The following is a 385-nucleotide window of genomic DNA, read 5'->3' on the forward strand; positions in this document are numbered from 1 at the left end:
ATATAGGAGATCACCACGCCGGTCATGCTGCTTTCGCCGAACACGAAGTTGCCGGGCAGCAGGGTCGGGATGGCCTTTTCCTTGGAGTCCTGCGAGAGCATCACGGCGTTCTGCAGGAAGATCGACATGCCGATCGCGGAGATCAGCGGGATCAGGCGGTTGCCGCCGCGCAACGGGCGGTAGGCGACCCGCTCGATGCTGTAGCCGAAAGCACTGGTGACGATGATGCTGGCGGCGAATGCGGCGAGCATCATCAGCGGAACGCTGTCCAGCCCCATCATCGCCAGCAGGGTGATGGCGATGAAGGCGATGTACGAGCCGATCATGTACACCTCGCCGTGGGCGAAGTTGATCATGCCGATGATGCCGTAGACCATGGTGTAGC

Annotated in this window: 1 protein-coding gene; it reads right to left on the reverse strand. The window is 61.3% G+C overall.

What is annotated here, in order from left to right; all coding sequences use genetic code 11:
- Positions 1–385 (reverse strand): ABC transporter permease subunit (locus ACLJNW_RS23470; protein WP_410961122.1); only part of this gene is annotated, 385 nt, incomplete at both ends.

It is taken from the genome of Salmonella sp. SAL4457, assembly GCF_046548235.1.
GTDB lineage: Bacteria > Pseudomonadota > Gammaproteobacteria > Enterobacterales > Enterobacteriaceae > Salmonella > Salmonella enterica.